Below are 25,552 nucleotides of genomic sequence, written 5' to 3' on the forward strand. Positions count from 1 at the left end.
GACGGACGGCGCGCCCGGAGCCGCTCAGATCGCCTGCGCGGTCGGCAGGATGGTGATCTCGCTGAGGTTGACGTGGCGGGGCACCGCGGCGATGAACGCGATGGTCTCGGCCACGTCCGCCGGGCTCAGGCACTCGATGTCGCGCAGCAGGTCGGCCATCAGCTTGCTGGCGTCCGGGTCGGTCACGTGGTCGGGCAGCTCGGTATCCACCATGCCCGGCTCGATCGCCGACACCCGCACCATCTTGCGGCCCAGCTCGACGCGCGCCAGGCGGCTGAAGTGGCTGAGGTAGGCCTTCGTGCCGGAGTAGACGGAGAACTTCTCCAGGATCCTGGTCGCGGCGATCGACGAGGTGGTGATCAGGTCCGCGGGCCCGCCCGCAGCCGCCGCGGCGACCAGCTGCGGCACGAACGCGGCGAGGACGTTCATGACCCCGGTGACGTTCAGGTCGATCTGGCGCTGCCAGTCGTCGACCTTCAGGTCCTCGATCGGCGAGATCAGCTGCACCCCGGCGTTGTTGACGACCAGGTCGGCCCGGCCCAGCTGATCGGCCACCTGCCCGGCCGCCGCGGCGACGGCGTCCCGGTCGGTGACGTCCAGCGGGAGGGCGAGCGCGGTGCCGCCCGCGGCGGTGATCCGGGCGACCAGGCCGTCGAGGTTGTCCTTGCGGCGCGCGGCGACCGCGACCTTCGCCCCCAGCGCGGCGAGCCGTTCCGCGGTGGCGGCCCCGATCCCGCTGCTGGCGCCGGTGACGACGGCGACGCGGCCGGTGAGCGGGGTTCCGGCGATGACCTGCGACATGACGGTTTTTCCTTTCCGGTTGCGGGTTTTTCGTCCCGATGCCTTCACACAACCAGTCCGGAAGCCGGAAAAGGGGCCGCACCAACGCCCAGGTGATCGGGGGACAGGATGTCCCCCTCAGCGCGGTTGGGTGGCCCACTCCGTCCCAGGACGAGCGAGGCCCTTTTCGGCGCCCTTTTCGCTGCTCGGCGCTGGTTGAGTGCGGGGCACAGGCACAACGCCGAAAGCGAAGGAGAAACGAGGAAATGGCTACTTGGCTGATCACCGGCGCGTCCCGCGGCCTCGGTGCCGAGATCGCCCGCGCGGCACTGGCCGGCGGGGACACGGTGGCGGTCGCGGTCCGCAACCCGGACCGGCTCCCGGACGACCTCAAGACCGCCGAGCGGGTGTTCCCGGTCGCGCTGGACGTCACCGACACCGCCGCGATCGCCCCCGCGGTGGAGTCCGTGGTGGACCGGTTCGGCGGGATCGACGTGCTGGTCAACAACGCCGGCCGCGGTCTGCTCGGCGCGCTGGAGGAGATCAGCGACGCCGAGGCGCGCTCGCTGTTCGACCTCAACGTGTTCGGGCTGATCAACGTCACCCGCGCGGTGCTGCCCTACATGCGCGAAGCGGACGGCGGCAAGCTGGTCCACATCGGATCCCGCTCCGGTTTCGAGGGCGAGCCCGGGGTGAGCATGTACAGCGCGTCGAAGTTCGCCGTGGCCGGCATCAGCGAGGCCCTGTCGGTCGAACTCGCGCCGTTCGGGATCCAGAGCATGGTCGTCGAGCCGGGCGTGTTCCGCACCGACTTCCTCGACGCGAGCTCGCTGTCCCTGCCGGAGAACCGGATCGCGGCCTACGACGGCACCCCGGCGCACACGACGCTGGACTGGGTCGGCGAGGCCAACCACACGCAGCTGGGCGACCCGGTCCAGGGCGCGGCGCTCATCTACGAGGTCACCGGCCAGGAGAAGCTGCCCACCCACCTGCTGCTCGGCCGCGACGCGATCGACCGCTGGCAGGTCAAGGTCGACCGCATCGCCGACGACACCGAGCCGTGGCGCGCGAAGTCCATCGCGACCGCCCACCAGGACTGAGGCGGACCGCCCCGTGGATTCGTCCGGAACGACCAATCCACGGGGCCGCGTTCGTGCGCGCGAACGAACTTTTCCGCCACCGGCGCCGCTACCTTGGCCCGATGGCGAACCTGGACGAGATCACCGGCTGGCTCGGACACGACTTCCCCGGCCTGGTCGAAACGCGTGAGGTGCCCGGCGCGGCCATCGCGGTCGCCGTGGGCGGCGAGGTCGCCGACGCGGCCGCAGGGGTGCTGAACCGGGCGACCGGGGTCGAGGCCACCCCGGACTCGGTGTTCCAGATCGGGTCCATCACCAAGGTCTGGACCACCACGCTCGCGATGCAACTGGCCGAGGAGGGCGCGCTCGACCTGGACGCGCCGGTGCGCCGGTACCTGCCGGAGTTCCGGCTGGCGGACGACAGCGCCGCCGCCACGATCACCGTCCGCCAGCTGATGTGCCACACGGCCGGCTTCGAAGGCGACCTGTTCACCGACACCGGCCGCGGCGACGACTGCGTCGAGAAGTACGTCGCGACGCTGAGCGGCACCGACCAGCTGTTCCCGCCGGGGGAGATGTTCTCCTACAACAACGCGGCCTTCGTCGTGCTCGGCCGGATCGTCGAAGTGCTGCGCGGCAAGCCCTACGACCAGTGCCTGCACGACCACCTCGCCACCCCGCTCGGCCTGACGCATTTCGCGACCAACGCCGAGGAGGCGATCCTGCACCGCGCCGCGCTCGGCCACCTGCCGGGCGGGCAGCCGGCCCCGGTGTGGTCGCTGGTCCGCTCCAACGCGCCTGCCGGGTCGGCGCTGGCGATGCGGCCACGAGACCTGCTGGCCTTCGCCCGCCTGCACCTGTCCGGCGGCGCCGCCCCGGACGGCACGGCCCTGCTCAGCCCCGGCAGCGTGAAGGCCATGCAGGAGCGGCAGGTCGTCCTGCCGCCGCTCGGCCTGATGGGCACCGGGTGGGGGCTCGGCTGGGAGCTGTACGAGTGGCCCGGCGGCACGGTCCTCGGGCACGACGGCGGGACGATCGGGCAGTCGGCGTTCCTGCGCGTGGTGCCCGGCCGGGACGTCGCGATCGCGCTGCTCACCAACGGCGGGGACGCGATCGGCCTCTACACCGACGTCTTCGGCCACCTGATGCCCGAGCTGGCCGGGATGACCTTGCCGCCGCTGCCGGTGCCGCCCGCGGACCCGCAGCCGGTCGACGCCCGCCGCTACCTCGGCACCTACTCCAGCGAGGTCGCCGACCTGACCGTCACCCAGGACGACGACGGCCGCCTCTGGCTCGACCAGCGGCCCAAGGGCCTCCTCGCCGAGCTGGGCGAGGCCGAGCGGACCGAGCTGGTCCGGCTGGACGACGACGTCCTCATCCCGCGCACCCCCACCCACGGTGTCCACCTGCCGCACGTGTTCGTCGGCGACGACGGCACCGGCCGGGCGGCCTACGTCCACTCGGGGCGGGCGACCCGCCGCTCCGCCTGACCCAGGAGACACGATGAAGACCGCTTCGATCACGGCCGCGGCCGCCGTGCTGGCGCTGGCGCTGACCGCCTGCGGCGGCGGCGCCGGGTCGACCACTGTGGACGGTGGCACGTTCACGCTGGTCTCGGCAGGCGACCCCGGCAGCCTCGACCCGCACTTCACCGCGCTGTCGGTGACCATCCAGGCCGACCGGTTCCTCTACGACACGCTCGTGAACATCGACCCGGGCGGCAACATGGTCGCCGGGCTCGCGGAGAAGTGGGAAGGCGACACCACCACCGCGAAGTACACGCTGCGCAAGGGCATCACCTGCTCGGACGGGACCCCGCTGACCGCGTCGCAGGTCGCCGACAACATCAACTTCGTCAGCGACCCGGCCAACGGCTCCGCCTCGCTGGGCCTCTACGTGATGCCCGGGGCGACGGCCACCGGTGACGACGCGGCGGGCACCGTCACGGTCACCAGCCCGACCCCGGACTCGTTCCTCGTCCGTGACATCGGCGGGCTGTTCATCGTCTGCGGCAAGGGGATGGCCGACCGCGGACTGCTCAAGCAGGGCGCCGACGGCACCGGGATGTTCACCCTGACCGAGGCCGTCGCAGGCGACCACTACACGCTCACGCGGCGCAAGGACTACGCCTGGGGGCCCGGCGACTGGAAGACCGACACGCGCGGACTGCCCGACACCGTCGTGATCCGGGTCGTCGGCAACGAGATCACCGCCGCGAACCTGCTGGCGTCCAGGCAGGTCAACGCGGCCACCGTGCTCGGCCCCGACCAGCAGCGGCTGCGCGGCATGGGCCTGACCGCACACGACATCGAATCGCCGTTCGGCGAGCTGTGGTTCAACCAGCGTGCCGGGATGCCCGGCGCGGACGTCGCGGTGCGGCGGGCCCTGACCCAGGCGCTCGACCTCGGCCAGCTCGGCCAGGTCCTCACCAGCGGGACCGGCCGCGCGCCGAAGAGCCTCCTCGCGCCCGGGCTCGGCCCGTGCGGCGGCGACACCATCAGCGGGCTGCTGCCCGTCTCCGACCCGGCCGCCGCGAAGTCCGCTTTGGACAGCGCGGGCTGGGTCGCGGGCCCGGACGGCGTGCGCGCCAAGGAGGGCAAGCCGCTGGCGCTCACCTTCTACTACCCGTCGACGCTCGGCTCCACCATGCAGGCGGCCGCCGAACTGGTTCAGCAGCGCTGGTCCGCGGTCGGCGCGCAGGTCACCGTCAAGGGCATGACCGACACCGAGACCATGCAGGTCCTCACGCAGGGCGGCTGGGACGCGGCGTTCGTGCCGCTCGGGGTCTTCCTGCCCTCCCAGCTCGTCCCGTTCTTCTCCGGCAGCGGCGGCAACAACTTCGCCGCGGTGCAGAACCCCGCCTACGACGCGGCGGTCCAGCAGGCCGCGGCGCTCGCCGGCGCCGACGGCTGCGGCAAGTGGGGCGAAGCCGAGCAGGCGCTGGTGCGGGAGCTCAACGTGGTGCCGTTCGTCAACTCGGTGCGGCCCACGTTCGTGCAGGGCGCCACGCTCGAGACGAGCCAGGGCAGCATCACCCCGACCTCGATCCGGATGCTCGGCTGAGGCGCGCGTGGTGACCACCGCGATCCGCCCGGCCGGACTGGGTGACAACGTCTGGTTCCGGTTCGCCGTGCGGCGGCTGGCCAGGGTGCTGGTGTCGGTCTGGGTCCTGCTCACCGCCGCGTTCGGGATGATCCACCTCATCCCGGGCGACCCGGTGCGGGCCGCGCTCGGGCCGACCGCCGCGCCGGAACTCGTCGCGGCCCGCCGGGCCGCGCTCGGCCTGGACGACCCGTTGTGGCAGCAGTACCTGCACTACCTCGGGAACCTGTTCACCGGCGATCTCGGCACCTCGCTCGGCTCCGGCCTGCCGGTCGCGCAGGTGATCGGCGACCGGCTGCCCGCCACGCTGGAGATCGCGGGGTACGCGTTCCTCCTCGCCGTCGCGGTGGCGATCCCGGCAGGCACGGTGATGGCGGTGCTCACCCGCGGCGGGAAGCGGCGGACGACCGAGCTCGCGTTCACCTCCGCCACCGCTGTCCTGGCCGCGATCCCGGAGTTCCTCATCGCGGTGGGCCTGGTGTTCGTGTTCGGGGTCAGCCTCGGGTGGCTGCCGGTGGCCGGGCGGTCCGGACCGGAGTCCTACCTGCTGCCGGTGCTGGCGCTGGCCGCCGGACCGGCCGCGGTGCTGGCCCGGATCACCCGGGTGGAGATGCTCGCCGAGCTGCGCGCCGACCACATCCGCACCGCCCGGTCCAAGCGGCTCCCGGCCAGCTGGATCTACCTGCGGCACGCGTTGCCGAACGCGCTGACGGCGACCCTGACGCTGGGCGGGCTGCTGCTCAGCGCGATGGTCGCGGGGACGGTGCTGGTGGAGAACGTGTTCGCCTGGCCGGGCCTCGGCAGCACCATCGTGCAGTCCATCCTCGCCAAGGACTACCCGCTGGTGCAGGGCGTGGTGCTCGTCTACGGCCTCGGGGTGCTGCTGGTGAACCTCCTCGTCGACGTGGCGCTCGCGCTGCTCGACCCGCGCTCGGCGATCAGGGAGAGCATCACAGGAGCCGACCAGGGCTAGTTCAATCGAAATGGCGCATCACCGTGTAACGCCTTGAGGAGGTCGGCGAGCGTGGCGCGCTCGCGTGGCGCTCGCATCTTCGTTCTCAGTGACACGTCGAAAAATTGCAGCGGGAACCTCGACGAGCTGACGGGCAGAAGTTCACTCCCGCCTCCGGCCGTCAACCGTCCGAGCGCCGTCCACTGACCGTCCAATCCACTTCCAGGCCTGGCACCCACCTGATCACGGGCTATCCTCGGTTCGGGAGGTCACGCCGGCTAGGCCAAGGAGGATGGGTGGCGACGCGTCGTAGTTCGGTTCCGAAGCACCCNCCGAATGGGCAACTGACGTGGCATCGGGTGCAGCGTGGATGGAGTTGCGACGAGCTCGCCAAGCAGCTCAGGCGCAGTGTCACGGACGCGGGCGACGGAACGCCGGGCGTCAACGGGGACGTAGTTCGCCGGTGGGAGTCCGGCGACCGCCGACCGGACCCTCTGTACAAGAAGCACCTCGTTCTGGTCTTCGGTAAGCCCGCAGCCGAGCTTGGCCTGTTGACTCCCGAGGAAATGGCGCTTCGCCCCAGCCCGGAGCTGTCCGCGAACGTCGATGATCCTGTCGACCGACGCCTGGTCGGCGAGTTGGTGAAGAGGGTGATGCTGGAGATGATGGGCGGCGGGCCTCAGTTCGGCCGCGAGCTGTTTCTGAAAGGCGTTTTCGGGATGAGCCTGGCGCCGTTGGCGGCCAGCGGACGTGAGATCCCGGACTCGATCGAAACACTCGCCGAGGGTCGCGGCAACCGCCTGGATCCTCGCATGGTCGAAGCGTACTCCGCGGTCACCGCCTCTCATCGCCAAATGTACTGGGACAGTTCGGCCTCCGATCTGCTGCCGTCGGTGGTCGCACACGCAGGGCAGGGCGTCCGCAAGCTTCAAGCGGTAAGTGATGTCGAGGTGCCCGGCGCCCGTCATCTCGCCGCGGCGGTCGCCGAAGAAGCCTTGATCGCGGCGCCACTCACCTTCTTCGACTTGGCAGATGCCGTTCGAGCAGAGCAGTTCTTCGACACGGCCGAAAACGCCGCGAAAGCCTCGCGTGATCACGCTCTGGTTGCCGCTGTGCTCGCGCACAGAGCGTTCGTCCCTGGGTTCGCGCAGGACAAGCAAGGTACACAGCAGTACCTGGACGAAGCGTACGCACATGTCCCCCGTGGTGCGGGGCCGTTGCTGCGCTCGTGGCTGCACTGCGTCGGCGCCGAAGTCCCAGCGCGTACCGGTCAGGTGCAGGCCAGCCTCGGTCATGTCCGCGCCGCCGAGGACGCCCTCGTGAGCGACGGCTCGGATCCGACGTGGCTTGACTACTTCGACTCCTCGCGGCTCGACGGGTTCGCGGGCAATGCGCTCTTGCTGGCGGGTCAACATCGCGCGGCAGCCGATCGGCTCGAAGCCGCCTTGAGCGCCGACACATCGGACAAGCAGCGGGGTGTCCTGCTCTTCGACCTCGCCAATGCACAGGCGTCGTTCGACGCCGAATCTGCGGCCGCAACGGCGGGCCGAGCTTGCGATGAGGCGATGGCGACGCGCTACGGCATGGCGGCGCAGCGCGCGGTCGAGGTGCGAGACGCCCTGAGTGCCACGCGCTACGTCGCCGAGTTGGAGGAGAGGCTCAACGCTCTCGAAGTTCCTGCGATCAGCGAAGCTTGATCACCCGCGCGTCGCGTTGTACTCGCGGACAAGAGCTGGGAGCTGGTGCAAGCCGTCCAGCGAGAACAAACACTGCTCCTCCACCACGGGGTCCCGACGATTGTTCCCCCAGGGGCCGCGGCGGACCAGGGCGGTTGCGATGCCGACCTGCTGTGCCGGCTTGACATCGTTGTCCAACCGGTCGCCGACATACAGAACGGAGGCAGCCGGCACGCCAGCTTCCTCAATCACGCGGCTGAAGAAGGCAACGGAGGGTTTCTCTACGCCCCAGCTGTCGGACGTGCCGATCACATCGACCGGTAGGGCCAACGCCTTGAGGATTTGCTCCGCTCGTGCGGTCTGGTTCCCGGCCAGGCCGACTCGTATCCCTGCGGCTTTAGGTCAGGTGATGGGCACGGACTGTGCACGTCGCTCACCTCACCCAATTGGCGCAACAGGTGCGTCTTCAGGAGCGGCGGGTCTTCGCTGATGGACGTGAAACAGGTCAAGCGCCGCCCTTAGCGCGCACGACGCGGTTGCGGCCGCCGGCCTTCGCTGACTTCTTCCGCGGATCCAGGCGGACACGAGAACGGCTGACCCAGGGCCGAGCGGAACCAGCAGCCCGGGAGCGGCGGTTTCGCCGCAGATGCCGTGGTCGTGGTCCATCGGGCGGCACAGGCAGCCGCACTCGGTGTCGATCAGGAACTCCGCTCGGGCGAGAGCGGACGGCGATGTCGGGCCGCTCACGGGCCACCTCCTCGTCACGCGGGACGGCTCAGCATGCCACGCCCGTGGCCAAGTATCAAACAAACGGTCGGCAGTGAGCGCCTCTTGACCTGCTCGCGCGACCCAGCGCGATCTCTTCTCGCGCTGAGGCGATCACGCTCGCCTCTTTCGCTCCGGCTCGGCGGTAGGTAACCTACCAATCGTTTGGATCGAAAGGAGTCACGTGTGGCGGTAGACAAAGTCGTCCCCTCGGCCGAGGCGGCCATCGCCGGCATCGGCGACGGTGCCACGGTGATGATCAGCGGGTTCGGGCCGCCCGGCCAGCCGGATCTGCTCATCCAGGCCCTGCTCGAGTCAGACGTCACGGACCTGACTGTGATCAACAACAACGCCGGGGCGGGCGGTAAGGCGATCTCGGAGCTGTTCGCCGCCAAGCGGGTGCGCAAGGTGATCTGTTCGTTCCCCAAAGCCATCGGATCGACCGTGTTCGACGAGCTGTACCTCGCCGGGGAGATCGAGCTGGAGCTGGTGCCCCAGGGCACGCTGGCGGAACGCATCCGGGCCGCCGGTGCGGGCGTGGCGGGGTTCTACACGCCGACCGGCTACGGCACCGAGCTGGCCGAGGGCAAGGAAGTCCGGGTTCTGGACGGCCGTCCGTGCGTGTTCGAACGGCCGCTCGTCGCCGACTTCGCGTTGGTGCGCGCGTACCGGGCCGACGCGCACGGCAACCTCGTCTACCGCAAGACGGGCCGCAACTTCGGGCCGCTGATGGCCGCCGCCGCCGAAGTCACGATCGCGGAGGTGGGTGGCATCGTCCCGGTCGGGGCACTCGATCCGGAGGTCATCGTGACGCCGGGAATCTACGTCGACCGGGTGGTTCTCGCAGCGGAGGGGGATCGATGAGCTGGTCTCGGCACGAAATCGCGGCCAGGGCGGCCCGGGACATCCCGGACGGCGCCTACGTGAACCTGGGGATCGGCATGCCGACACTGGTCGCCGACCACGTTCCCGAAGGCAAGCAGTTCATCCTCCACACCGAGAACGGCATGCTGGGGATGGGACGCGCGGCGACGGAGGACGAGATCGACCCCGACCTCATCAACGCGGGCAAGATCCACGTCACCGAGGAGCCCGGTGCCGCCTACTTCGACCACGCCGAGTCCTTCGGCATGATCCGCGGCGGCCACCTGAGCTACTGCGTGATCGGTGCCTACCAGGTGTCGCAGGACGGTGACCTCGCCAACTGGCGGACGACGTCGCCCACGGTCATCCCCGGTGTCGGCGGCGCGATGGACCTTGCGGTGGGCGCCCGGCACGTCTTCGTGGCGATGGACCTGTTCACCCGCTCCGGAGAGTGCAAGCTCGTCAAGACGTGCACCTATCCGCTGACGGCGACGCGGTGCGTCGAGCGGGTCTACAGCGATCACGGGGTCTTCGAGCCGTCTCCGGACGGGTTCCGCGTCGTCGAACTCGCTGAGGGCGTCGAGATCGACGATCTTCGTCAGCGCAGCGGTCTCGACCTCATCGACACCGTGCCGGGCGCGACCGGGAAAGGAACATCATGACGGAGACGAACGCGCTTCCGGTGTCCTGGGGCGGGCGAGCCTGGACGGGGTCGACGACCTGGCCCACACGGACGTCGAAGGCGTACGACCTGGCGGTGCGGCTGGAAGTCGGCATGACACAACACGCCGCCCACGAGCGCTTCGGGTACCGGCTCGTGCAGCAGCACGGTGACCACAACTACCCGAAGGGCATCTCGGCCGCGATGGAGCTGATGTCGATGCCCGGTCACTGCGGCACGCACGTCGACTCCCTCGGCCACATCTCGGTCGACGGGTGCGTCACGGGTGGTCGTGACATCACCTCCGTGCAGTCCGAAACGGACGGTGTGCCGATCGGTTCGGTCGAGGAACTCCCGCCGCTGGTCGGGCCCGGTCACCTCGTCGACGGTGAGGCGCTGTTCGGGCGGGAGATGACGAACCGCGACGGTTTCGGTGCGCGGGAGCTCGAGGAGTGGTTCGCCGAGCGCCCGGAGCCGGGGCCCGGTTCGGTCGTCCTGTTCCGCACCGGGTTGATGAAGTACTGGGACACTCCCGAGCGCTATCTCGGCACCGGTGTCGGACTGCCGGGCGTGTCGCTCTCCGGGGCGGAGTGGTTGTCCGCACGGGGTGTTCTCGCCGTGGGCGGCGACACCGCGAGCTTCGAGCACAAGCCGGAGTGGACGGTTCCCGCGCTCGACGTCCACGTGCACTTCCTCATGAAGTCCGCGATTCCCATCATGGAATCGGTTTACCTGGAGGGGCTCGCGGCCGACGGGGTGCACGACAGGTTCTTCTTCGTCGCCACCCCGCTGCGCATCAAGGGCGGCACCGGTTCCCCCATCCGTCCCCTCGCCTTCGTGTAAGCCCGGGCGCGCCCGGAACTCCCTCGAATCGTTCGACTGAAGGACAGACCAATGACGCTCACCCCGGCGGACATCAAGCTCATCGTCGCCGCCCTGCAGGAGTCGGAGTGGGACCAGGCCGAGGTCGTCGTCGGGGACGTCCGGGTCGCGGTCGCCCGCAACGGGGCGACTCTCGACTCGGCGTCCGCCCCGGCGACGGCTCCCGCTCCAGCTGCGGCGGCCGCGCCTGCTCCCGCCCCCGTCGCCGCTGCTCCGGCGGTCCCGGCTCCGCACGCCCCGCAGGAACCCGAGCCCGCCGCCGAGGGGGGCCACGTCGTGACCGCGCCCAGCGTCGGCGTGTTCTGGCGCGCCCCGGAGCCCGGTGCGAAGCCGTTCGTCGAGGTCGGCTCGAAGGTTGCCGCGGATGACACGATCGGCATCGTCGAGGTCATGAAGCTGATGAGCAACGTGACCGCCGGAGTGGCCGGCACCGTCACGGCGGTGCACGCGGAAAACGCGCAGGGCGTCGAGTTCGGCACGCCGCTGGTGACGATCCAGCCGGAGAACTGAGATGCGGAGCCTGCTCATCGCCAACCGCGGCGAAATCGCCGTCCGCATCGTGCGCGCCTGCTTCGACGAGGGGATCGAAAGTGTGCTGGCCGTTTCGGCGGCCGACACGGACTCGCTCGCGGCCCGGCTGGCCGACCGGGTGGTCGTCATCGGTCCCGCGTCGGCATCGGACAGCTACCTGTCGGTGGATCGGGTGGTCGCGGCGGCGCTTTACGCCGGGTGCGACGCGCTGCACCCCGGCTACGGCTTCCTGTCCGAGCGTCCCGAGCTGGTGGACGCGTGCGAAGATAACAAGATCACCTACGTCGGGCCGCCGGCCGACATCATGAGGCGCTCGGGTTCGAAGCTGGGTGCCCGGGACGTCGCGGAGGAGGCCGGGATCCCGACCGGGAAGGGCACACCCGGGCTCCGGGACGTGGCGGACGCCGTGCGCGCCGCGGAAGCGCTGGACAACTTCCCATTGTTGCTGAAAGCCTCCGCCGGTGGTGGCGGCCGTGGCATGACGATCGTTCGCAACCTGGACGATCTGCGCGCCGGGTTCGCGCGGTCCTCCACCGAGGCCGAGCGGGCGTTCGGTGACGGGACCGTGTACTTGGAGCCCTACATCGAGAAGGCGCGTCACGTCGAGGTGCAGATCCTCGCCGACACGCACGGCAACGTCTGCCACCTCGGCGAACGGGACTGCTCGACGCAGCGCCGCTACCAGAAGATCATCGAGGAGGCGCCCGGTGCGGGTCTGCCCGAGGAACTCGCCGAGGCGATCCGCACCTCCGCGGTGAAGCTCTGCCGGGCATTGGGCTACGTGGGGGCCGGCACCGTCGAGTTCCTGGTCGACGCGAAAACGCACCGGTTCGTCTTCCTCGAGGTGAACGCCCGGGTCCAGGTGGAGCACCCGATCACCGAGATGGTCACCGGTGTCGACATCGTCCGCGAGCAGTTGCGCATCGCCCGGGGCGAACCGCTGTCCTTCCGGCAGGAGGATGTGCGGCTCGACGGCCACGCGATCGAGTGCCGCATCAACGCCGAGGATCCGCGGGCCGGCTTCCGGCCGACGCCCGGACGGATCGAAAAGTGGACCGTGCCGCAAGGGGCGGGTGTCCGGGTCGACACCTACGCCCACGATGGTGCGGTCGTGGCGCCCTGGTACGACTCGCTGGTCGCGAAGGTGATCGTGCACGCGCCCGACCGTCCCGCCGCGGTCGACCTGATGCGCCGGACGCTCGCGCGCACACGGGCCGAGGGCATTTCGACCACCGTCGACGTGCACCGGGCCATCCTCGACGATCCCGCCTTCGCCGAAGCCCCGGTCACCACCCGCTGGCTCGAGGAGCAGTTCCTGCCCTCGTGGCTGGACGACTAGGAGAGTCCGATGAACATCGATTTCGTCGACCAGACCCTGCGCGACGGTCAGCAGAGCCTGTGGGGCATGCGGATGCGCGCCTTCGAGGCCGCGCCCGCGTTGCCTCACCTCAGGCGCGCCGGGTACCGCACGATCGACTTGACCGGTGCCGGCATGTTCACGGTTCTGCTGCGCGAGTACCACGACGATCCGTGGGGCACGCTGGACTTCCTCGTCGCCGGTCTGGGCGGGAACGAGCTGCGCTCGGGCCTGCGGACCATCAGCTGCGTCGGCTTCGCCCCCACGCCGCAGGCGATCCTCGACCTGTGGATCAGCACGCTGATCAAGCACGGCGCGACCAGCTTCTGGCTGTACGACTGCCTCTACGACATGGAGACCATGCGGCACATGGCCGAGGTGGTTGCCAAGGCCGGCGGTCAGCCCGTGCCCGCGGTGATGTACGGGCTGACCGACGTGCACGACGACGCGTTCTTCGCCGAGCGCGCCGGGCAGATGGCCTCGTGGCCGGGCGTGGAGTCGGTCTACGTCGAGGACGCGGCCGGCGTGCTGAAGCCGGAGCGCGCCAAGACGCTGCTGCCGGCAATCCGGGCCGCGACGGGCGACATCCCGCTGGAGATGCACGCGCACAACACGACGGGGCTCGCGCAGCACAACTACATCGTCGCCGTGGAGAGCGGTTTCCAGCGGCTGCACACCGCGTCGCGGCCGCTGGCCAACGGCCCGTCGTTGCCCTCCACCGAGATGATGAGCGTGATCGTCGAGCACCTGGGCCACACCCACGGTCTGGACACCTCGACGTTCGCGCCGGTGGCGGCGAGCCTGGAGGAGGCGGCGCGGATCGGCGGGCACCCGCTGGGCGTGCCGGCCGAGTACGACCCGCGGATCTACGATCACCAGCTGCCCGGCGGCATGACCGGCACCCTGATCAACCAGCTCGAACGCCACGGCATGGGTCATCGGCTCCCCGAGGTCCTCGAGGCGATCCCGCAGGTTCGCGTCGATCTGGGCTCGCCGATCATGGCCACTCCGTTCTCCCAGTTCGTCGGCATCCAGGCGGTGCTCAACATCGTCACCGGCAAGCCGTACGAGATCGTGCCGGACGAGGTGGTCCACTACGCCCTCGGCCACTACGGGCCGTTGCCGGCACCGATCGCGCCGGACGTCCTGGACCGGATCCTGAGCAGTCCGCGCGCGAAGCAGCTGGCGGGCTGGGAGCGGCCGGACCCCTCGCTGAGCGAGATCCGCAAGAACTTCCCGAGCGGGATCTCCGACGAGGAACTGCTGTTGCGCTACATGTTCTCCGACGAGGAGGTCGACCAGATGATCGCCAAGGGGCCGGTGCGGACCGACCCGCGGCGCAGCGCGAACCACATCGTGGACGCGATCCTCGACCTGATCGCTGATCCCGGCGGGAGCCGCTCGTTCGCGGTGTCCACACCGGACTTCAGCCTCAAACTGGGAAAGGCGAACTGAGGTGGAGGAGTGTCTGCTGGTCGAGCGCGACGGCCCGGTGACCTGGTTGACGCTCAACCGACCGGACCGGCTCAACGCGCTGTCCGACGAGCTTCTGAAGAGCCTCGGCGACGCGCTGGAGGAGAGCACGTCCACCGACGCCGCCGTCGTCGTCATCCGCGGCTCTGGGCGGTCGTTCTGCGCGGGGTACGACATCGCGCCGGACTCCGCGGAGGTCGGGTACGCGGCCGAGCGCACGCCGGTCCAGGACCGGGACCGGTTGCTGGGCAACATCGAATTGTTCACCCGGATCTGGCGGCACCCGCAACCGGTGATCGCGCAGGTGCACGGGCACTGCGTGGCCGGCGGCGCCCAGCTGGCCTCCTTGTGCGACATCACCATCGTCGCCGAGGACGCCAAGATCATGACCTCGCCCGCGCTGCCACTGGGCGGTGGATACCTCTCGCCGTTGTGGGTGCACCGGGTGGGCCCCCAGCGGGCGAAGCTGATGTCCTTCGACGCGGGCCGGAAGATCTCGGGGAAGGTTGCGGCGGAGTGGGGCTGGGCGGCCGAAGCGGTGCCCGCGGACGACCTGGAGTCCTACGTCCGGCGCACAGCGCATTCGCTCGCACGCACCCCCGCGCCGTTGTTGCGCTTGAAGAAGGAAGCGGTCAACCGAACGATCGAGCTGCAGGGGTTGCTGACCTATGCCCGCACCGGGGCCGAGACCGATGCGCTGCTGCACCAGACCCCGGAGGTCAAGTATTTCCAGGAGTCGATCAAGGAGCTCGGCCTGAAAGGTGCCATCGCGGCGTTCAACGCGCCGTTCGCGGAACGGTTCGGCCGCGATGCATGACAACGCGCCGCCGTGCTCGTGGCGACTCGACAGCTGATGGAGGAAAGAACGTGACATCGGTGGCGACACGCGACGCCCACGACCTCGAGACGTTCGCGGCCGAGGCGGAGCGATGGCTCGCGACCGCGGTGCCCGCTCGGTGGCGGGAGAACCGCGGGAGATTGACGGGCGAGGAGTCCGACGCGCTACGCCGACAGTGGGACCGCATCCTGTGGGAGGGCGGCTACTCCGGTCTGTCGATCCCCGCGGAGTACGGCGGACGCGGTTTGGGCTTGGCCGAAGAGGTGGTTTTCCACGTGCTCGCGGGCAAGGTCAAGGCGCCCGACGGGCTCACGCGCGTCGGGAAGACACTCGTCGCACCGATGCTGATCAAGAGCGGCACGCCTGCGCAACGCGAGCGGTACCTGCCACCGATGATGCGGGGCGAGGAGGTGTGGTGCCAGGGCTTCTCGGAGCCGGAAGCCGGCTCCGACCTGGCCGGTATCCAGACCCGTGCCCGGCGTGTCGACGGTGGCTACCTGCTGACCGGGCGCAAGGTGTGGACCTCCTTCGCGCAGCACGCGCGACGCTGCCTCGTTCTCGCGAAGACCCAGCCCGACGCCGGGCGCTACCGCAACCTGAGCATGCTGCTGGTCGACATGGCCCAGCCCGGCATCACGATCAGCGACATCAAGCAGATTTCCGGTGCCGTCCACTTCGCCGAGGTCCGGTTCGACGACGTGTTCGTTCCTGAGGACGACCGGGTCGGCGCGGACGGCGAGGGGTGGCAGGTCGCCATGCGGGTGCTCGGCGACGAGCGTGGTGGCGTCGAGACGGCCACGCGGTACGTTGAGATCCGTTCCGATCTCGATCTGTTGATCGAAACCGTAGGGCACCGGCCGGAACTGGCCGACCGCGTGCGGGAACTCGATGTGCGTGCCGAGCTGCTGCGCTGGCAGCTGGCCAAGGTCGTCGACCGCGAAGCCGATGCCGACAGCGCTTTCCAGCGTGCGGGATCGGTGCTCAAGGTGATGTGGAGCGAACTGTGGCAGGACGTGACCCGGCTGGGGCTGTCCACCGCGCCGCACATCCACCGGGAGCATTGGCGCTACCAGTACCTGGAGGCGCGAGCGGTGAGCATCTATTCCGGTACCAACGAGATCCAGCGCAACATCCTGTCCGAACGCATCCTGGGACTGCCGCGATGACACACACCATGACCACCACGCCGTCGGAAGTGGGCACGTTGGGAGCGGAGGCCATCCGGGACGTGCTGCGGCGCGCGACCGCGGGGTCGCCCATCGCCACCTATGCCGAGGGGCAACCGCCCGTGTCGTGGAGCGTCCTGGCGGAAGGCGGGTGGGATCTCATCGGTCATCCCGAAAACGGAGCGTCCGTTCGGGATCTCGCCGAGATCGCCCGCGCCTGGGGGTACGGCTGCGTCCCGTTGCCGCTGATCCCGACGCTCGTCGCGAAGCGCCATTCCGCGGCGGCCGCGGTGCACGACGGCCCGGTCACGCTGGCGCTTCCGCTCTCCGGAACGACGCGGAGCTACGTGCCGTTCGGGCAGGTGGCCGGCATCCGGCTGGCGACCGGCCTGGGAACCGGGACCGACGAACTGGCCGACGTGCCCGACGGGCACGCGGACGACCTGGCGCTGACGATGCTCGGACTCGAATCGGACGTCCGGACCGCGCTCACCGAGACGGTGGCCCGGGAGGTCGCGGTCCTGCTCGCGGCCGAGGCCACCGGCGGTGCGGAGCGGCTGCTGGCCGATTCGAACGCCTTCGTGGCCGAGCGCAAGCAATTCGGCAAACCCGTGGGTGCGTTCCAGGCCGTCAAGCACCACCTCGCCGACGCCGCGATCGCGGCCGAACTGGCCGAGACGGGGGTCATCTGGGCAGCCGAGCGGCCACGGGAGGCGTTCCGCGGGTCCTTGTTCGCGATCGACCGCGGCATCGACATCGCCGAGCTGGCCATCCAGGTGCACGGGGGCCTGGGATTCACCTGGGAAATGGGTCTGCACTTCCCGCTGCGGCAGATGATGATGGCCCGGGAGCTGGTCTGTGCCCTGGAGGAGCGCTACGGCTGATCATCGCCGGCGGAGCGGGCGACTCATCCGAACTGCTCCCCGGGAATCGGACCGAGAGGATTCGGTTCCGGTTCCCGGGGGCTGGATCATCCGTGGAACAACCCCCGGACCTGGTGGCGCGCGATCTTCTGGCTGTGGGTCATCGGCAGCGACGCGACGATGCGCACGATGGTCGGTTTCTTGTATCCGGCGAGGAACCGCCGGCAGTGCGCGGTGACGTCTTCCGGGGTGAGGACCGCGCCGGTCTCGGGAACTACGGCGGCGGCGACCGTGTGGCCCCAGCGGGGGTGCGGCAGGCCGACGACCGCGCAGGCCGCGACGCCGGGCATGGTCAGGATGACCCGTTCGACCTCGCTGGGGTAGACGTTCATCCCGCCGGACACGATCAGGTCGGTGCGGCGGTCGGCGATCCGGACATAGCCGTGTGGATCCAGCGTGCCCAGGTCGCCGGTCCGGAACCAGCCCTGCCGGAAGGCGGCGTCGGTGGCCTCCGGCTGGTGCCAGTACCCGTCGGCGAGGCAGGGCGAGCGCACCCAGAGCTCACCGACCGTCGTCCCGTCAGCCGTCACCGGGTTGCCCTCGGCGTCGGTGGCCCGCACCTCGGTCTCGGCGACCGCGCGGCCCACGGTGTCGAACACGGCGTCGCCGAGGACGGCGCGGTCGACGGGGCTCGTCACGGTCATGAGGCCGCCGGAGTTCTCGGTCATGCCCCACCCTTCGATCAGGCTCGCTCCGGCGACGTCGGCGAGGTTGCGCAACGCCTCGGGCGGCGCCTTCGACGCGGAGTGCAGCAGCGTGGTCAGGCTCGACCAGGCCGCGGGCCGGGCGCGGATCGCCTCGGTGAACTCGCCGAGCAGCGGTGACGGCGCGTAGGTGAACGTCGCCCGGTGTTCTTCGACGAGGGCGGACAGGGATCCGACGTCCCAGCGACCGGGGAACACCACCGTGCCGCCCACGTAGAAGTGCGTCAGGATGTGCGCGGGTACCACGGCGACGAAGGACATCGATCCCGTCATCGCCGCGACGCTGCCGAGCGGCAGCCGGTACGACAGCGCGTTGATCCGGGCGAGGTTCAGGACCGAGCATTGGGTCAGCCGCGCGCCTTTCGGCCGGCCGGTCGTCCCGCTGGTGTAGCCGAGGATGTAGAGATCCGATGGGCGTGGTTCGGACAGGGGGCTGACCGAGCCGGACTCGACGAAGGCGCGGTAGTCCGTCTCGTCCCCGGTGTCGACCAGCAGGAGGTCGTCGATCCCGGAGATGTCGCAGGCCTTGTCCTGCACGGCAGGTCCGAGGACGAGCGCGCGGGCACCCGAGTCGGTCAGCACGTGCTCGGCCTCGGCGGCGGTGTGCCGGACGTTGATCGGTGCGACGACCAGCCCGGCCAGTGCGCACGCCGCGTACAACACGACGTGGTCCACGCTGTCTTCCAGCCAGACGGCGACCCGGTCACCGGGCTCGAGACCGCGCTCGCGGAGCGCGTTTCCCAGCCGCGTCGCTCCGTCGGCGAGGTGACCGTAGCTGAGGCGCCGTCCACCGGCCTCGACCACCGCGACGCGACCCGGGTGCCGGCGGGCGCCGGAGCTGATCAGCTCCGCGACGGTGCCCAGTGGTGCGGTCATCGTGTGCTCAGTCGACCGCGGCGAGCGTGCGGAAGCGGCTGCCGTGGAAAACCAGGGGAGCGGCTCCGGGATCCGCGCGCAGACCGTGGATGCGCAGCAGGGCGATGGCGTGGTCGCCCGCCGGCAGCTCACGCTCCACCGAGCAGTCCAGCCACGCGGTCGCGCCGTGGACGTATACGGCACCGTCGGCCGTGGCCTCCCACGACACGCCTGCGAACCGGTCACCCTCCTTCTGGGACAGGCTCCGGCATTCCGCGTCGTGTCCCTCCGCGAGGACGCTGACGCCCAGACGTTGCCGCGGCCGAAGTTTCGGCCACGTCGCCGAGGTGTCCTGGACACAGACCGACACCAGCGGCGGGTCGATCGAGACCGAGGTGAACGAGCTGGCAGCCATGCCGACGGGTACCCCGTCGATCAGGGCGCACACGGCGGTCACCCCCGACGGGAAGCAGCCGAAGGCCCGCCGGAGCGCGCGTGGGTCGTCGGACAGGGGTTCGAGCTGGATCATCGTTTGCCTTCCAACAATTCGAGTGGCCGGTCAGCCTGGTCCCGCGAGGACGGCGCCGCGCAGGTCCGTCCCGGTGAAAGGTTCGTAGCGGTGGACGTGGAATCGCCAGCGACCGTCCTCGTACCGGAACTCGTCGGTGTAGCGGCCGAGCGTTACCAGCCGGATCGAGTTCTCGTCCACGGTCACGGCCTGCACGTAGGCTGCTCCGAGAGCGGCCTCGCCGGGCGCTTCGTCGACGATCACGGACGAGACCAGGTGCCGGATCCCCGTCGGGGTCCCGGCGTCGGTGACGAGGGAAGCGATCGCGTCCCGTCCCATCACCGGCTCGGCGCCGGGCGCGCGAACGAACGTCGCGGTCGTGGTGAACAGCGCCGCGAAGTCCTGGGCCCGCCCGTCGTCGTAGTACTGCGCGTACCGCCCGTACAGTTCGGCGATCTCCGGCTTGCTCACGGGACTGTTCATTTCAGGAGTGCGCCCGCGTCGACCGGGAGCGCGACGCCGGTGATGGAGCGGGCGTCGTCGGAGACCAGGAACAGCAGCGCGTTGGCGATGTCCTCCGGTTGCACCCAGGGCGTGGGAAGCACCTGCAGGGTCCGTGCGGCATCGAGGAAGTCTTCCCGCGTGGGGTTGTCCAGGTCTGGCCGGAACATCCGCCAGGTCGCCTCGTTGTCCGCCATCGGTGTGGCGACCTGAGTGGGGTGGATGCTGTTGACGCGGATGTTGTCGGGGCCGAGTTCGAGCGCCAGCGACTTCGTCAGCCCGACGACGCCGTGCTTGGACGTCACGTAGTGCGGGATGTTGGCGAAGGGATGTAGTCCGGCCACGGAGCTGGTGATGACGATCGACCCGCCGCGTCCGCCCGCCTGGATGTGCGGGATCGCGGCCCGGCAGGTGTGGTAGGCGCCGTTGAGGTTGATGTCGATCATGTCCTGCCACACGGAGTAGTCCATTCCGGACGCCGTGGTGGGGGCAGCCGCGATACCCGCGTTGGCGGCGACGATGTCGAGCCTGCCGAGCTCGGCCACGCCCCGGTCCACGACCGCGGTCAGTGCCGGCAGGTCGCGCACATCGGTGACTGAGGTGATGACGCGCTTGCCCAGCGCTTCGACCGCCTTCGCGGTTTCCTCGAGTTCCTCGCGGGTGCCGCCGGGATAGGGAACCCCCGGGATGTCCTCGCAGATGTCGACCGCGATGATGTCCGCACCTTCGCGGGCGAGCGTGATCGCGTGTGCGCGCCCCTGTCCGCGGGCGGCTCCGGTGATGAAGGCGACTTTGCCTTCGACGCGTCCCACCATCGTCAGGAGCTCCTTTGCTGGTCGCCGGTGGTTCGTTCGGTGCCGGCCAGCAGGTGCCCCAGCCGGTCACGTTTGGTCCGCAGGTAGCGGACGTTGTGCGGGTTGTGGTTGACCGGGAGCGTGACCCGGTCGGCGATCTCGAGGCCGTAGCCCTCCAGCCCGCCGTACTTGGCTGGGTTGTTGGTGATGAGCCGGAGCCTGCGGACGCCGAGGTGGCCGAGGATCTGCGCGCCGACGCCGTAACTGCGCGAGTCGACCGGCAGGCCCTGCGCCAGATTGGCGTCGACGGTGTCCAGTCCCTGCTCTTGCAGCGCGTAGGCGCGGATCTTGTGGCCGAGGCCGATCCCGCGGCCCTCGTGGCCCCGCAGGTAGACGACCGCGCCGCAGCCCTCCTCGGCGATGGCCTGCAGCGCCTGTTCGAGCTGGGCACCGCAGTCGCACCGGAGGGACCCGATGATGTCGCCGGTGAGGCATTCGCTGTGGACGCGGACCAGGGCGCCGCGCTCGCCGCGCCCGGCGGCGGCGACGTCGCCGAGGACGAGTGCCAGGTGCTCGGTGTCGTCGAGACGGGAGCGGTAGGCCACGGCCCGGAAGTCCCCGAACACGGTGGGCATCGCGGACTCGGCGACCGGCTCGACGAGTTCCTCGGTCGCCCTGCGGTAGCGGACGAGGTCGGCGATCGCGAGCAGCGGGAGGTCGTTCTCGGCGGCGAAGCCGGTGAGCGCCTCGCCGCGGAGCATGTCCCCGTCGGCGCCGATCAGTTCGCTGATGACCCCGACCTGGGTGCGCCCGGCCAGCCGCAGGAGGTCCACCGCTGCCTCGGTGTGCCCGGCCCGGACCAGCACGCCGCCTTCCCTGGCCCGCAATGGGAACAGGTGGCCCGGGCGCCGGAGCTGCTCCGGCCGGGTCGCGGGGTCGGCCAGGGCGCGGCAGGTCAGTGCGCGGGCGGTCGCCGAAACCCCGGTGCCGGCGTCGAGGTGGTCGACGGAGACGGTGAACGCGGTGCCGTGGGCGTCGGTGTTGTCCTCGACCATGAGTGGCAGCCCGAGCGCGTCGGCGCGGTCCGCGGTCATCGGGGTGCACACGATGCCGGTCGTGTTGCGCACCAGGAACGTCATCTGCTCGGGGGTCACGCTGTCGGCGGCCAGGATCAGGTCGCCTTCGTTCTCGCGGTCGTGGTCGTCGACGACGACGACCATCCGTCCTTCGGCGAGTGCTGTCACCGCCCGCTCGACCGCTTCGGCTGGTGTCGTGCGCATCGGGAACCTCCTTGTTCCGCCGGCCGGCTCGTCAGCCGCGGAAGTGTGCGATGGCCTGCTTGAGGCCGATGTCCTTGACCAGTTCCTGCAGTTCGGTCACGTCCGGTGTGGTGTGGATCAGCGCGTCGGTGTCTGCGCCCATGCCGGCGACGGTGAGGAAACCGTGCATCTCCTGCACCCGGTTGATCGCGAGCTTCTTCATCCGCAGGATCGACGCCGGCGTCTTCGCGATGGACAGCGCGAGCTCGCGTACGTACTTCTCCAGATCCGCGGCCGGGACGGCGGTGTTGGCGAACCCCCATTCCACGGCCGTGCGCCCGTCGATGCGCCGGCCCGGCACGAACGACATCTCCTTCGCGCGCTGCGGCCCGATCTGGAACGACCACAGGGGCGAGATGAACCCGCCGCCCAGCGGAATCGCGGGGGAGGCGGCGAGCTGGGTGTCCTCGGCGACGACGGTGATGTCGCAGAACAGCGCGAGCTGGGTCGCCCCGGCCATGCAGTAACCGTGGACGGCGGCGATGACCGGCTGGGGGTGCCGCCAGATCCGGGTGAAGCGATCGATGTAGGCCGCCTGCCGGTCACGGTCGGCCACCGAACTTCGCGTGTGCGCGTCGCCGATCTCCTCGGATTCGCCGGAGACGTCGTAGCCGGCCGAGAAGGCGCGGCCCGCGCCGCGCAGGACGACCACGCGCGCGTCGGAGTTCTCCAGTCGAGCCAGGTGTTCGGCGAGCTCGTCGAGCATGCGCATGGACAGCGCGTTGAGCCGATCGGGCCGGTCGAGGGTGAGCCACGCGATCGGTCCCTCCCGCTCGAGGCGCACCTCGGCCGAGGGGGTAGTCGCTGTCATGTCGGGCCTGGGCACCGGTCCTCCTCGTCGCTGCACTGTGACAACGACAACCTACCGGTTGTTTGGCTAGCTTTTCAAGACCCTGGCGACCGCATAATGTAGGCGAAACTGGGCGCTCATTGACGTAGAGGTGCGCCGATTTCTAGTCTACCTATCAGTCGGTTGGTTACCGGGAAGGTGAGGGGCGATGACGCCGTCCGAGCGAGGGGACCTGTCGCGGTTCTCCTACGAAGCCGAGCAGTGGCTCCGCGACTCCGTGCCCGAGCGCTGGCGGAGCCGGCGGAACTCGCTGTCGCCGGCGGAGGTCACCGAGGTGCGCCGCGAGTGGGACAAGCAGCTGCACCGCGGCGGGTACGCGGGGCTCTCGCTGCCGCGCGAGTACGGCGGGCAAGGGCTGGGGCTTGCCGAGGAGGTCGTGTTCCACGAGCTCGCGGCGCGCGCGCACGCACCCGAGGGGTTCGGGCGGATCGGCAAGATCCTGACCGCGCCGACGCTGATCGCGCACGGCACCCCTGAGCAGCAGGCGAGGTTCCTGCCGGGGATCCTGTCCGGAGAGCAGATCTGGTGCCAGGGGTTCTCCGAGCCGGGAGCGGGCTCGGACCTGGCCAGCGTTTCCACGATGGCGCGGCGAGACGGCAACGGCTACCGGGTCACCGGTCAGAAGATCTGGACCAGCTTCGCCGACGTGGCCGACCGCAGCCTGTTCCTCGCGCGGACGAACCCCGACGCGCCGCGTTACCGCAACCTGTCGATGTTCCTGCTGGACATGAAGCAGCCCGGCGTAACCGTGCGCCCGATCAAGCAGATCTCCGGCACGTCCCATTTCGCGGAGGTCTTCTTCGAAGACGTCTGGGTGGCCGAGGAGGACCGGCTCGGAGGTGAGGGCGAGGGATGGAAGGTCGCGATGACCGTGCTCCAGAACGAGCGCGGCGCGATCGAGGGCATCACCCGCTACGTCGAGATGCGCGGGGACATGGATCTGCTCCTGCGCTGCTGCGCGGCAAGAGCAGGACGGCTCCTGGACGCAGAGGACTTCGACGTCCGGCTCGAGCTCGTCCGGTGGCAGGTCGGCAAGGCCGTTGAACTGGTCGACGATCCCGTGGCCTTCGCCCGTGCCGCCTCTGTGCTGAAGGTGACCTGGAGCGAGCTCTGGCAGGAGATGACCGAGCTCGCGATCGCGGCCTCCTGCCCGGATCACCGGAGCCACTGGCGTCACCAGTACCTGGAGACCCGGTCGTCGTCCATCTACTCCGGTTCCTCGGAGATCCAGCGCAACATCATGGCCGAGCGCGTGCTCGGCCTGCCGAAGTGAGGGGCAATGACACAGCTGACGACAGGCAAGATCGGTGCACTGGCGGCGGAAGGCATCCGGGATCTGCTGACGCGTTCTCTCGGCGGTGAACCGATCGCCCGTTACACCGAGGAACGCCTGCTGGACTGGGAGACGCTACGCGAGGGCGGCTGGGACGAGATCGGCGTTCCCGAGGAGGCCGGCGGGGCTGGCGCGACGTTGCGCGACCTCGCCGAGGTCGCAATGACCTGGGGCGAGTTCTGCGTTCCACTGCCGCTCGTGGTCACGCTCGCCGCGAAACGCTGGTCGGGCCCGGCCCGGGAGCACCCGGGCCCGGTCACGGTGTCGGTGCCCGTTCCCGGCGCGGGCCCGATGGTCCCCTACGGCAACGAGGCCGGCATCCGGGTTCTGTCCGGGCGCGACGGATTCCTGGACGCTGCCCGGGGCGCCGAGGACCCGTTCCCGCTGACTCTGCGCCCGGTCGCGCTGGAAGTGACGACGAACTTCGATCCCGTCGCTGCTCGCGAATTCGCGGTGCTCTGGGCGGCCGAGGGCGTGGGTGCGGCGAAGCGCTGTCTGCGCGACGCGGTGGAATACGCGAAGGAGCGCAGGCAGTTCGGCGTTCCGATCGGCAGTTTCCAGGCCATCAAGCACCGCTGTGCGCACATGCTCGAACTGGCCGAACGTGCCGAGACCGCGGTGCTGTGGGCTGCTTCGGACGACTTCCGTGAGGGCGCCGAGCCGGTCAGTACGCGCCGCCTGGCGCTGCACGCGCTGGCCACGGCGCGCGCGGTCGCCGAAAGCGCGATCCAGGTCCACGGCGGAATGGGCTTCACGTGGGAGATGGGGGTGCACGTGTACCTGCGGCACGTGGTCGCGCTGCGCGAGCTGGTACAGGGCTTGCTGCCGGAGTAGGGCTTCGCCCGGTGCCCGCGAGGGCGGGCACCGGGGATGCCCGGGCGGATCGGGCGTGAACGGCTCGGAACGTGACTCCGGGGAGTGATCCGCGATTGGCGGAGCACTCCCCGGAGTCGTTTTCGGGCTGGAGGATCAGCCGTAGTCGTGGTACTCGACGAGCAGGCCGTCGCGGATGGTCATGAAGGTGCCGAGGTCGAGACTGACGGTCTCGCCCGCGGCGGCCCAGCCCGGCACGTCGGCCGCGGCCGTGCCGCCCCAGGTGTGCTCGACGAAGACCCGGTCACCGGAGGCAGCGATGCTACGGCGGTTGCTGAACGCCTTGCCGGGGAAGAGCTGCCCGTAGGTCTCGAAGAGCTGGCGGGCCGCGTCCTTGCCCTGCACGTCGACGCCGCGGTTGTGGTGGACGAACCGGACGTCCTCGGCCAGGAGGGCGGTGATCCGGTCGAGGTCGCCGCTGTTGTAGGCGTCGATGTAGGTCTCGGCGAACTCGACCAGGTCAGCCTTGTTCGAAGTAGTCATTCTTGCTCCTCGGAGTCAGCGGGAAGGCTCCCGCCCGGGAGGGACGGACGGCTGGAGGTGTCGGGTTCGCGGGCGGGAGGGGACCCCCGCGCTGGAGTCCGACGCTGGGAAGTTAACAAACATCCGGTAGGTTGACAAGGTTGACCTGGCTCGCTGATCGCTAAAACTCCGTGTTGACGACGTTTCGGCCTCCCGTTAGGCTCTGCAAAACAGTCGGTTGGTTGGCCACGTCCCGCCGGCTCGGAGTCACCCGCTTCCCGGTGGGCCGGGAAGTGTGGACGCA

The 25,552-nt window shown here is 69.9% G+C and carries 25 protein-coding genes; 16 read left to right on the forward strand and 9 right to left on the reverse strand.

Going from position 1 to position 25,552, the window contains the following annotated elements; all coding sequences use genetic code 11:
• Positions 1–24 precede the first annotated feature (24 nt).
• Entirely contained in the window at positions 25–801 is a 777-nt protein-coding gene (locus AMYTH_RS0102430; RefSeq protein ID WP_027928974.1) for an SDR family oxidoreductase, read from the reverse strand.
• A 245-nt stretch (positions 802–1,046) separates the two neighbouring features.
• Here AMYTH_RS0102430 and AMYTH_RS0102435 point away from each other — a divergent pair, with 245 nt between their 5' ends.
• From AMYTH_RS0102435 to AMYTH_RS0102455, 5 genes are all read left to right on the forward strand, one after another.
• Positions 1,047–1,880 (forward strand): SDR family NAD(P)-dependent oxidoreductase, encoded by an 834-nt coding sequence (locus AMYTH_RS0102435; RefSeq protein ID WP_027928975.1) that lies wholly within the window; start codon positions 1,047–1,049, stop codon positions 1,878–1,880.
• A 101-nt stretch (positions 1,881–1,981) separates the two neighbouring features.
• Positions 1,982–3,349 (forward strand): serine hydrolase domain-containing protein, encoded by a 1,368-nt coding sequence (locus AMYTH_RS0102440; RefSeq protein ID WP_027928976.1) that lies wholly within the window; start codon positions 1,982–1,984, stop codon positions 3,347–3,349.
• A 13-nt stretch (positions 3,350–3,362) separates the two neighbouring features.
• Positions 3,363–4,922, forward strand: coding sequence for an ABC transporter substrate-binding protein (locus tag AMYTH_RS0102445; protein WP_027928977.1), 1,560 nt, complete (start codon positions 3,363–3,365; stop codon positions 4,920–4,922).
• A gap of 10 nt (positions 4,923–4,932) precedes the next feature.
• On the forward strand, positions 4,933–5,934 hold the full coding sequence (locus tag AMYTH_RS0102450; protein ID WP_027928978.1) for an ABC transporter permease: 1,002 nt from the start codon (positions 4,933–4,935) through the stop codon (positions 5,932–5,934).
• 338 nt (positions 5,935–6,272) lie between these two features.
• Positions 6,273–7,610 carry a helix-turn-helix domain-containing protein gene (locus AMYTH_RS0102455; RefSeq protein ID WP_027928979.1) on the forward strand — a complete coding sequence of 446 codons (1,338 nt, stop codon included), beginning with the start codon at positions 6,273–6,275 and terminating at the stop codon, positions 7,608–7,610.
• On the opposite strand, the gene AMYTH_RS43455 is transcribed toward AMYTH_RS0102455, so the two are convergent.
• Positions 7,611–7,976 (reverse strand): HAD family hydrolase, encoded by a 366-nt coding sequence (locus tag AMYTH_RS43455; protein WP_084022480.1) that lies wholly within the window; start codon positions 7,974–7,976, stop codon positions 7,611–7,613.
• Between the two features lie 564 nt (positions 7,977–8,540).
• On the opposite strand from AMYTH_RS43455, the gene AMYTH_RS0102465 reads away from it, so the two are divergent.
• Genes AMYTH_RS0102465 through AMYTH_RS0102505 form a run of 9 tightly spaced genes read left to right on the forward strand, consistent with a single transcriptional unit; the run spans position 8,541 to position 17,010 of the window.
• Positions 8,541–9,218, forward strand: a complete 678-nt coding sequence (locus AMYTH_RS0102465) for a 3-oxoacid CoA-transferase subunit A (protein ID WP_027928980.1) — start codon at positions 8,541–8,543, stop codon at positions 9,216–9,218.
• The gene (locus AMYTH_RS43460; protein ID WP_037322166.1) at positions 9,215–9,880 is read left to right on the forward strand and encodes a 3-oxoacid CoA-transferase subunit B; all 666 of its coding nucleotides are present in this window, start codon (positions 9,215–9,217) and stop codon (positions 9,878–9,880) included. Before AMYTH_RS0102465 ends, AMYTH_RS43460 begins: the two co-directional genes overlap by 4 nt.
• Complete coding sequence (locus AMYTH_RS0102475) at positions 9,877–10,722, forward strand: cyclase family protein (RefSeq protein WP_027928981.1); 846 nt, start codon at positions 9,877–9,879, stop codon at positions 10,720–10,722. Before AMYTH_RS43460 ends, AMYTH_RS0102475 begins: the two co-directional genes overlap by 4 nt.
• A 51-nt stretch (positions 10,723–10,773) precedes the next feature.
• Positions 10,774–11,271, forward strand: coding sequence for an acetyl-CoA carboxylase biotin carboxyl carrier protein (gene accB, locus AMYTH_RS0102480; RefSeq protein ID WP_027928982.1), 498 nt, complete (start codon positions 10,774–10,776; stop codon positions 11,269–11,271).
• Between the two features lies 1 nt (position 11,272).
• Complete coding sequence (locus AMYTH_RS0102485) at positions 11,273–12,631, forward strand: acetyl-CoA carboxylase biotin carboxylase subunit (protein WP_027928983.1); 1,359 nt, start codon at positions 11,273–11,275, stop codon at positions 12,629–12,631.
• Positions 12,632–12,640: 9 nt separating this feature from the next.
• Entirely contained in the window at positions 12,641–14,104 is a 1,464-nt protein-coding gene (locus tag AMYTH_RS0102490; protein WP_027928984.1) for a carboxyl transferase, read from the forward strand.
• Between the two features lies 1 nt (position 14,105).
• Positions 14,106–14,939 carry an enoyl-CoA hydratase-related protein gene (locus tag AMYTH_RS43465; protein WP_037322168.1) on the forward strand — a complete coding sequence of 278 codons (834 nt, stop codon included), beginning with the start codon at positions 14,106–14,108 and terminating at the stop codon, positions 14,937–14,939.
• A 59-nt stretch (positions 14,940–14,998) separates the two neighbouring features.
• Positions 14,999–16,126, forward strand: coding sequence for an acyl-CoA dehydrogenase family protein (locus tag AMYTH_RS0102500; RefSeq protein WP_027928985.1), 1,128 nt, complete (start codon positions 14,999–15,001; stop codon positions 16,124–16,126).
• Positions 16,123–17,010: an acyl-CoA dehydrogenase family protein gene (locus tag AMYTH_RS0102505; RefSeq protein ID WP_037322170.1), complete on the forward strand. Its 888-nt coding sequence runs from the start codon at positions 16,123–16,125 to the stop codon at positions 17,008–17,010. Before AMYTH_RS0102500 ends, AMYTH_RS0102505 begins: the two co-directional genes overlap by 4 nt.
• Before the next feature lie 86 nt (positions 17,011–17,096).
• Here the strand turns inward: AMYTH_RS0102505 and AMYTH_RS0102510 are convergent, their stop codons facing one another.
• Genes AMYTH_RS0102510 through AMYTH_RS0102535 form a run of 6 tightly spaced genes read right to left on the reverse strand, consistent with a single transcriptional unit; the run spans position 17,097 to position 22,541 of the window.
• Positions 17,097–18,629, reverse strand: coding sequence for a class I adenylate-forming enzyme family protein (locus tag AMYTH_RS0102510; RefSeq protein ID WP_027928987.1), 1,533 nt, complete (start codon positions 18,627–18,629; stop codon positions 17,097–17,099).
• 7 nt (positions 18,630–18,636) lie between these two features.
• A complete protein-coding gene (locus AMYTH_RS0102515) occupies positions 18,637–19,137 on the reverse strand; it encodes a flavin reductase family protein (RefSeq protein ID WP_027928988.1) in 501 nt (166 codons plus the stop codon).
• Between the two features lie 30 nt (positions 19,138–19,167).
• On the reverse strand, positions 19,168–19,599 hold the full coding sequence (locus AMYTH_RS43470; RefSeq protein WP_084022481.1) for a nuclear transport factor 2 family protein: 432 nt from the start codon (positions 19,597–19,599) through the stop codon (positions 19,168–19,170).
• Positions 19,596–20,432, reverse strand: coding sequence for a mycofactocin-coupled SDR family oxidoreductase (locus AMYTH_RS0102525; protein WP_027928989.1), 837 nt, complete (start codon positions 20,430–20,432; stop codon positions 19,596–19,598). The genes AMYTH_RS43470 and AMYTH_RS0102525 overlap by 4 nt, the downstream gene beginning before the upstream one ends.
• A 2-nt stretch (positions 20,433–20,434) precedes the next feature.
• On the reverse strand, positions 20,435–21,691 hold the full coding sequence (locus AMYTH_RS0102530) for a bifunctional 3,4-dihydroxy-2-butanone-4-phosphate synthase/GTP cyclohydrolase II (protein WP_027928990.1): 1,257 nt from the start codon (positions 21,689–21,691) through the stop codon (positions 20,435–20,437).
• Between the two features lie 31 nt (positions 21,692–21,722).
• The gene (locus AMYTH_RS0102535) at positions 21,723–22,541 is read right to left on the reverse strand and encodes an enoyl-CoA hydratase/isomerase family protein (protein WP_027928991.1); all 819 of its coding nucleotides are present in this window, start codon (positions 22,539–22,541) and stop codon (positions 21,723–21,725) included.
• A gap of 187 nt (positions 22,542–22,728) precedes the next feature.
• On the opposite strand from AMYTH_RS0102535, the gene AMYTH_RS0102540 reads away from it, so the two are divergent.
• Positions 22,729–23,853 (forward strand): acyl-CoA dehydrogenase family protein, encoded by a 1,125-nt coding sequence (locus tag AMYTH_RS0102540; protein WP_027928992.1) that lies wholly within the window; start codon positions 22,729–22,731, stop codon positions 23,851–23,853.
• 6 nt (positions 23,854–23,859) lie between these two features.
• Positions 23,860–24,747: an acyl-CoA dehydrogenase family protein gene (locus tag AMYTH_RS43475; protein ID WP_037322172.1), complete on the forward strand. Its 888-nt coding sequence runs from the start codon at positions 23,860–23,862 to the stop codon at positions 24,745–24,747.
• Positions 24,748–24,882: 135 nt separating this feature from the next.
• Here the strand turns inward: AMYTH_RS43475 and AMYTH_RS0102555 are convergent, their stop codons facing one another.
• Entirely contained in the window at positions 24,883–25,269 is a 387-nt protein-coding gene (locus AMYTH_RS0102555; RefSeq protein WP_027928994.1) for a nuclear transport factor 2 family protein, read from the reverse strand.
• Between the last annotated feature and the right edge of the window lie 283 nt (positions 25,270–25,552).

It is taken from the genome of Amycolatopsis thermoflava N1165 (assembly GCF_000473265.1).
Taxonomy (GTDB): domain Bacteria; phylum Actinomycetota; class Actinomycetes; order Mycobacteriales; family Pseudonocardiaceae; genus Amycolatopsis_E; species Amycolatopsis_E thermoflava.